Genomic DNA, 7,479 nt, shown 5'->3' with positions numbered 1-7,479 from the left:
TGCCGATGATCTGCCCGGCGCTCATCCCCGCAGTACGATTCATCTCGGACCCTCGATGGTGTTTGTGACGACCTTGGTCTATCACGCCCTGGGCACTTTGATGCCGTATCCATTCGAGGGTCCACCTTGTCCCTGCGACAACGGCCTCCCCACGAACAGCCACGCTGTTCATCTCCGCGCTCCGGTCTCAGTCCCCGTGGGGAGGGAGGCATCCATTACATCTCCTCAATGGCCGGCCGGATCGTTCGGGTGCGGCGTCAATGGCATGGATTCGACCGCCATCCAGGGGCGCAAGGGCAGCGCATCCACGATGGCGGCGATCTCGGCGTCGCCGCCCGCACACCAGAGTCCGAGGGCGCGGTGTACGCCGGGCGCCGCCGGCAGCGACCACAGCCGCAGCAGATGCCCCTGCGACGCCAGCTCACGCGCGCGTCGGGCTTCTCGCGACAAGAGGTCGTCCAACTGCGCGGGCGCCGTTCCCGGCGGCACCGTGACCGTCATCGTGATCAGGAACTCGCTGCCCGCGAACCCGGCCGGTCCGACGCCGGCGGTGGCCGGGTCGTTCGGATGGGGCACGAGCCGCAGGGGCTCGTCGCGGCGCCAGACCCGCAGCGGCATCGAGGCCAGCGCCCGCTCCAGACGCTCGTCGTCCGGCGCCGAAAACAGGCCCAGCGTTCGCCATTCGCCCGGCTGCAACGGTGGGCGCCAAAGGCGCAGCAGCTGGCCTGAGCGGGCCAGCTCGGCCGCACGCCGGGCCTCGTCGGCGCGGATGTCGTCGACCGCGGCGTCCGGCGTTCCCGCCGGGACGCGAGTGGTCATCGTCACGAGATATTCCATGCTGACTCCTCGGGTCGTTCAGTGCGTTCAGCGCCCGGCGCTGAAGCCGCCGTCCACCGGCAGTACGGTGCCGGTCACGAAGTCGGCGCCGACCAGGTAGCGCACCGCCGCCGTGATCTCGTCAATGCGTGCAATGCGGCCCAGCGGGTGCATGCTGCCGAGCGCGGCATGCGTGTCGGCCGGGTGCATCGGCGTGGCCGTCACGCCCGGCGCGACGGCATTCACCGTCACGCCCTTGGGAGCCAACTCCAGCGCCAGGGCCCGCGTGGCCTGGTTCAGGCCGCCCTTGAGCGCCACCGCCAGCAGCGCCGGCACGCTGCCATGCGGCTGCATTGCCAACGAAGCAGTGATGTTGATGATGCGGCCCCGCCCGCGCTCGCCCATGTGGCGCGCCGCCTGCTGCGACATGTAGAGCACGCCCTTGAGGTTGGTCGCGATCTGCTCCTCCACCTCCTGCGGCGTGAAGTCCACGAAGGGCTTGACCGCAAAGATGCCGGCGTTGTTCACCAGCACGTCGACATGGCCGTAGCGCTCGACGGCCTGCGCGAACACATCACGCGCGGTGTCGGGCGAACCGACGTCGCCGGCGACGCCCAGGAAGCGCTCGCCCGCGTTCAGGCGGACGGCCACGGCCTGCAGGCGCTCCGACGAGCGGCCGGTGCCGACGACGTTATAGCCCTCGCGCAGAAAGGCCTCGGCCAAGCCCAGGCCGATGCCGCTGCTGGCGCCGGTGATGACGATGGTGTTTTCAGACTTGCTCATGACGGTCCTCGTAGGGGTTGGGGTTCACGGTGAGCCGGTGTGATTCGCAGGACGCCACCGGTTGGGATGAACTCTATTGATGACTAGAAGAGCGATAAATATGAGCTGATAAACTATTCTTGATACATCATGTAATCAATATGCAGCGCCAGTTCGACGACATCCTGTTGGGCAGCATCGAGTTGTTCTGCCTGGCCGCCGAGGCGGGGAGCTTCACTGCCGCGGCCAGCACGGCCGGCGTCACCCCGGCGGCGGTGAGCCGCTCGATCGCCCGGCTGGAGAAGCGCCTCGGCGTACGCCTGTTCGTGCGCTCCACCCGCAGCATCCGGCTCACCGAGGGCGGCCGGGAGTACTTCGAGCACTGCCGCACGGCCCTGCATCAGCTGGCCGAGGCCGAGCGCCGGGTCAGCGGCGAGCAGGTGCAGCCCAGCGGCACGATCCGCGTCAGTGCGCCCACCACCTACGGGCACCACCGGCTGCTGCCGCTGCTGCCCGCGTTCCGCGAGCGCTACCCGCTGATCAGGGTCGAGGCCCACATCAGCAACCGCAACATCGACATGCACGAGGAGAACTTCGACGTCGCGATTCGCTTTCGTGCGCAGCGGGACTCGACCATGGTGGCCCGTCCCCTGGGCGATGCGGAGCTCGTCGTCGTGGCCGGCCCGGAGTACCTGCGTCGCGCGGGCCAGCCCCGGACCCTGGCAGACCTCGAGCAGCACGAGTGCATCCAGTACACGCTGCCGAGCAGCGGCCGGCAGATCCCTTGGCTGTTCCGGCAGGACGGCCACGAGAAGGAGATGTTGCTGAGCGGCCACTACATCTGCTCCGAGGACGTGCTGGCGGGCGTCACCCTGGCCCGAGCGGGGGCGGGTCTGTTCCAAACCTATCGCTTCGTGGCCGAGCAAGACCTGGCCGCTGGCAGGCTGGTGGAGGTGCTGCAGCCCTTCGCCGGGCGTTCACGGCCCGTCAGCCTGATCTACCCCCATGGTCGGCTGCTACCGTCGCGTGTGCGCGTCTTCGTGGAGTTCATGCTGGAGCACAGCCACCTGCCAGCCCTCTCGACCCAGGCCTCCCAACCCGAAGGCGGGTGACCGCCGCAAGCCTCGGCGTCGGCGCACGACGGCCTGCGCCCAGGCAAGGCCAAGCGTGCCTCCCGGACGCTCCGTGGCGGCATATGTCAGCGAGGCCGCCATCGGCGCGTTGACCTGGTCGCGCCGGGGCCGAACGCGGAAAACGCTTGTCAGATGACCGGTGGGCCCTTACGCTCCTTTCGGGCGGACCCACAAGAAGACACTTGGCGCCCCGACTGGCCGGCATCGTCGCCATCTATTGATGGCTCAGGGGGACTAGGTGAGCATTCCTAATTCCACCAGCAGCAAATTGAAGCGCCGTTCAGTCTGGGTGATCGGCGCTGCGGCGCTTGCGGCACTGTCGAGCCTGACCTGGCGCAGGCCCGCAGAGCCGGCGCGGCTCGTGCCTCTGAGAATCGCATTGCCGCAAGTGCCTCATGCGGGGCTGCTGCACATAGCCGCGGGGCGTGAGTACTTCAAGGCGCATGGGCTGGGGGTCACGCTGCTGCCGCAGATCCACGGCAAGGCCGCATTGGCCGAGCTGCTGGCGGGGCGCGCGGACGTGGCCGCAGCGGCCGATGTGCCCATCGTCGTCGAGGTACTGAAGGGAGCTCCGCTGGGCATAGCCACCACCCTGGCCAACGCCCCCGATGAGATGGCCGTGGTGGCCCGCCGTGACCGTGGCATCCACTCGTCGACGGACCTCCAGGGTCGCCGCGTCGGCGTCACCTTCGGCACCAGCGGTGACTACTTCCTCTGGGCCTACATGGTGCGTCATCGCCTCGCGGCGCAGTCCCTGACGCTCGTCGACCTGCCGCCGAACCAGCTGATCGAGGCGCTAGGTGATGGCAGCGTCGATGCAATCGCGGCATGGCAACCCGTACGGCACGGCGCCGAGTCCGCCCTCGGGGACGCAGCAGCTTCCTTCGCCGCCCCCGACGCCTACGCCCAAACTTTCAACTTGGTCGGTAGCAGCGATTTCCTGCGTTCCCACGGCGACGTCGTGCACCGTGTCGTCCTGGCCTTGCTGGATGCCGAGCGCTATGTGCGGGCCGAGCCGCTTCAGGCCAAAAGGCTCCTCGCGGCCCGCCTCGGCATCGAGCCGTACGCCCTCGATCCGGCATGGCAGAGCATTTCCCTTGAACTCGGGCAGCGGCAGGCACAGCTCGTCACCCTTGAGGATGTCTCGAGCTGGGCCATGACACGTGGATATGCGCCCGTCCAGCCCGTTCCCAATTTCCTGTCCCACATCTACCTGGATGCCTTGATGGCCGCGACGCCGGAAAGGGTCACGGTGGTCCGATGAAGATCCGAAGCAAGGCCCGGCTCGCCGCCGCGCTGATGCTCGGCACCATGGTGCTGATCGCCACGAGCATAGGCTGGGCGGACGCGCAGGTGCGCGCCGCGGTCGAGCAACGCCGGCAAAGCACCACCATCGCCGATGCGCTCAATGACATGCGCATGGTCACGTTCGAATACCTGCTCAACCGGCGCGAACGCGCGAGACTGCAGGAACAGGCCGTCTGGCAGCGCCTGGAACGGCTGTTCTCAGCGTCGGTCGACATTCGCGGAAGCTCCGCACGAACGCTCGCCGACCTGCGGACACAGACGGAAGCCAGCCATCGGCTGTTCGCCGAAGTCGATCCGACCCTGGACCGTGGTGGCGGTGACGAGATCCAGCGGCGCTTCGAGACCCAGTTGTCGAGCCGTCTGCTGATCCTGCAGCAGCAGAGTCTCGTCGACGCCGCGCGCCTGATCGATGACTCGGACCGACTCATCGACGCCACGCAGCGTCGCGTCGTCTTCTGGACGGTGGCCGGCCTGGCCATGATGGCGCTCGTCACTGCCACCGCCGCCTGGTTCTTCCGGCGCGACGTGATGGATCCCGTGGCCAGGCTGGAGGGGGCCACCCGCGAGGTGGCGTCCGGCAACTGGGATTTCGAGCTCGACGTCGGCACCCAGGATGAGTTCGGCGAGATGGCCCGTCATTTCGATGCGATGACCCGTGCCTTGCGGGACTCCTTTCAGCAACTGGAGCTCAGCAACCGCGAGCTCTCCTCGCTGAACAAGGAGCTGGAGTCATTCAGCTACTCGGTCTCGCACGACCTGCGCAGCCCGCTGCGCAGCATGGACGGCTTCTCGCTGGCACTGATCGAAGACTACGGCGACAAGCTGGACGAGGAGGCTCTCGACTACCTGCACCGCATCCGGTCCGCGAGCCAGAGGATGGGGCGGCTGATTGACGAGTTGCTCGGGCTGGCACGGGTCACGCGGGCGGAGCTGCGCGTCCATGACGTCGATCTCACATCCATGGCCCGCGAGATGGCGACCTCGATCCAGAAGACGCAGCCCGAGCGCAGCGTCCGATGGGAGATCGACGACGGTGTCGTCGTTCGGGCCGATCGCGACCTGATCCAGATCGCACTGCAGAACCTGCTCGACAACGCCTGGAAGTTCACCAGCAAGACGGCGGAGGCCGTCATTCGCGTGGGTGCAAAGCGGGAAGGCGCGGACCAGGTCTGCTTCGTGGCCGACAACGGCGCCGGTTTCGACATGGCCTATGCCGATCGCTTGTTCGGCGCCTTCCAGCGCCTGCACCACGAGGACGACTATCCGGGCACCGGCATCGGCCTCGCGATCGTCCAACGGGTCTTCCGTCGCCACGGCTGGCCCGTGTGGGCGAAGGCCAGCCTGGGCGGCGGCGCCTCATTCTTCTTCCGTACTTTGGAGCCCACAGATGAGCGACGAGAGCAAGGTCATCTTGCTGGTTGAGGACAATCCGGACGACGTCGCGCTGACGGTCCGGGCCTTCAAGCGCAGCCATCTCATGAACCCGCTTGCCGTCGTCCGCGATGGCGTCGAGGCGCTTGACTTTCTTTTCGCACGGGGCGCTTACGCCGACCGCGCCGGAGCATCGCTGCCCACGCTGGTCATTCTCGATCTCAAGCTGCCTCGACTGGACGGGCTTGGCGTGCTCAAGGCGCTGCGGGCCGATCCGCGCACCGCCTTGCTGCCGGCGGTAATCCTGACCTCCTCCAAGGAGGAACAAGACGTCGTCGCGGGTTACAAGCTGGGCGCGAACAGCTATGTTCGCAAGCCGGTCGACTTCACCGAGTTCGTCGAGGCCGTCAAGGTGCTGGGCATCTACTGGCTGGCACTCAATCAGCAGCCGCCGTTATCCACGCCGTCATGAGCGAGCGCCCCATCAGGATCTTGATGATCGAGGACTCGGAGAACGATGTCCGCCTGGTCACGCGCCTGCTGCGCCGGGCCGGCTTCGCGCCCGAATGGCGCCGCGTCCAGGACCTCGCCAGCCTCGAGGCCGCGCTGGTGGAGGCCCCCTGGGACGCCTTGATCTCGGATTTCAGCATGCCCGGGTTCAGTGGCCTGGAGGCGCTTGCCGCGTACAAGAGGACGGGCATGGACGTGCCTTTCATCTTCGTGTCCGGCACCATCGGGGAAGAGATGGCGGTCGCGGCGATGAAGGCCGGCGCCAGCGACTACGTGACGAAGGAACACCTCAGTCGTCTTGCGCCCGTCCTTGAGCGCGAGCTCGTTCAGGCGGCCCGCCGTACCGCCCACCGTGAGACGGAGGCCGAACTCCGTCGCTATGAGACCCAGCTTCGCGAGGCCCAGAAGATGGAATCGCTCGGCACGCTGGCCGGCGGGATCGCGCATGACTTCAACAACATCCTTGGCGCCATTCTCGGGAACCTCGAACTGGCACGGGCCGATCTTGTCGCCGAGCACCCCGTCCAGGCAACGCTGGGCGAGATCCAGAAGGCCAGCCTGCGCGCCCGTGATCTCGTGCGACAGATCCTGACCTTCAGTCGCCGTCAACCGCAGCAGCTGCGCAACGTCGAACTGCAGTCCATCGTCCAGGAGTCCTATCGCCTGTTGCGGGTGACGCTGCCTGCGGGGATGGAGCTGGACCTGCGCATGAACGCGGAGCCCTTGCATGTCAACGGCGACGCGACCCAACTCCAGCAGGTGCTGATGAACCTGTGCACGAACGCCTGGCATGCCATGCATGGCGACGTCGGCCGGATCGTCGTCGGACTGGAATCAACCGTTCTGACCGCCGCCGCGGCGCGCGCGCTGTCGGGCTTGCCCGCCGGGAACTACGCCCACCTATGGGTCAGCGATACCGGCGTGGGCATGGATTCGGCGACGCGCGAGCGCATCTTCGAGCCCTTCTTCACGACGAAACCGACGGGCCAGGGCACCGGCCTCGGCCTGGCCGTCGTCCATGGCATTGTTGTGGCCCACCAGGGCAGCGTGCGCGTCGACAGCGCCCCCGGACTGGGCAGCACCTTCCATCTCTACCTGCCCACGGCCAGGCCGGAGCCTTCCGTGACGCCACCGCAGCCGGCAGCCCAAGCCTCGCAGAGGGTCGGGCATGGCGAGCATGTGATCTATCTCGACGACGATGAAACCGTGATGCTGGTCGTCGAACGGCTCCTCGAACGGGCCGGCTACAGATGCACCGGCTTCCTGGACATTGCCTCCGCGCTGGAGGCCGTTCGGATTTCACCAGGCAGCGTCGATGTATTCGTGACGGACTACAACATGCCCCTGCGCTCCGGCGTGGACGTGGCGCTCGAGGTTGCCGCCATTCGAGCCGATCTCCCCATCATCATCAGTTCCGGCCTGATCACGGATGAACTGCGGGAACAGGCACGACGGGCGGGCGTGCGCGCACTGCTGGAGAAGGAAGACACCTTTCGCGAACTGATCCCGCTGGTCGGACGGTTGGTCGCGTCCAGGAGCTGAGGCGGCGGTCTCGGGCAGACGAGGCGATGACATTTCG

The 7,479-nt window shown here is 67.1% G+C and carries 7 protein-coding genes; 5 read left to right on the top strand and 2 right to left on the bottom strand.

Annotated elements, in window-relative coordinates:
* Nucleotides 1–225: 225 nt before the first annotated feature.
* Both JOY88_RS22015 and JOY88_RS22010 read right to left on the bottom strand, forming a co-directional pair.
* On the bottom strand, nucleotides 226–837 hold the full coding sequence (locus JOY88_RS22015) for a muconolactone Delta-isomerase family protein (protein WP_293504793.1): 612 nt from the start codon (nucleotides 835–837) through the stop codon (nucleotides 226–228).
* 27 nt (nucleotides 838–864) lie between these two features.
* Nucleotides 865–1,599, bottom strand: a complete 735-nt coding sequence (locus JOY88_RS22010) for an SDR family NAD(P)-dependent oxidoreductase (RefSeq protein ID WP_293504792.1) — start codon at nucleotides 1,597–1,599, stop codon at nucleotides 865–867.
* A 140-nt stretch (nucleotides 1,600–1,739) separates the two neighbouring features.
* Here JOY88_RS22010 and JOY88_RS22005 point away from each other — a divergent pair, with 140 nt between their 5' ends.
* The 5 genes from JOY88_RS22005 to JOY88_RS21985 all read left to right on the top strand — a co-directional run bounded on the left by JOY88_RS22005 (nucleotide 1,740) and on the right by JOY88_RS21985 (nucleotide 7,442).
* Nucleotides 1,740–2,690, top strand: a complete 951-nt coding sequence (locus JOY88_RS22005) for a LysR family transcriptional regulator (protein WP_293504791.1) — start codon at nucleotides 1,740–1,742, stop codon at nucleotides 2,688–2,690.
* A gap of 259 nt (nucleotides 2,691–2,949) precedes the next feature.
* Entirely contained in the window at nucleotides 2,950–3,975 is a 1,026-nt protein-coding gene (locus tag JOY88_RS22000) for an ABC transporter substrate-binding protein (protein ID WP_293504790.1), read from the top strand.
* A complete protein-coding gene (locus tag JOY88_RS21995; RefSeq protein ID WP_293504789.1) occupies nucleotides 3,972–5,441 on the top strand; it encodes a sensor histidine kinase in 1,470 nt (489 codons plus the stop codon). The genes JOY88_RS22000 and JOY88_RS21995 overlap by 4 nt, the downstream gene beginning before the upstream one ends.
* Nucleotides 5,407–5,862, top strand: coding sequence for a response regulator (locus JOY88_RS21990; protein WP_293504788.1), 456 nt, complete (start codon nucleotides 5,407–5,409; stop codon nucleotides 5,860–5,862). The genes JOY88_RS21995 and JOY88_RS21990 overlap by 35 nt, the downstream gene beginning before the upstream one ends.
* Nucleotides 5,859–7,442: a hybrid sensor histidine kinase/response regulator gene (locus JOY88_RS21985; RefSeq protein WP_293504787.1), complete on the top strand. Its 1,584-nt coding sequence runs from the start codon at nucleotides 5,859–5,861 to the stop codon at nucleotides 7,440–7,442. The genes JOY88_RS21990 and JOY88_RS21985 overlap by 4 nt, the downstream gene beginning before the upstream one ends.
* The last annotated feature ends 37 nt before the right edge of the window (nucleotides 7,443–7,479 follow it).

Source organism: Roseateles sp., assembly GCF_019237615.1.
GTDB lineage: Bacteria > Pseudomonadota > Gammaproteobacteria > Burkholderiales > Burkholderiaceae_C > Pelomonas.
Note: the sequence above shows the minus strand (reverse complement) of the source record. Positions and strands in the feature narration are given on the sequence as shown.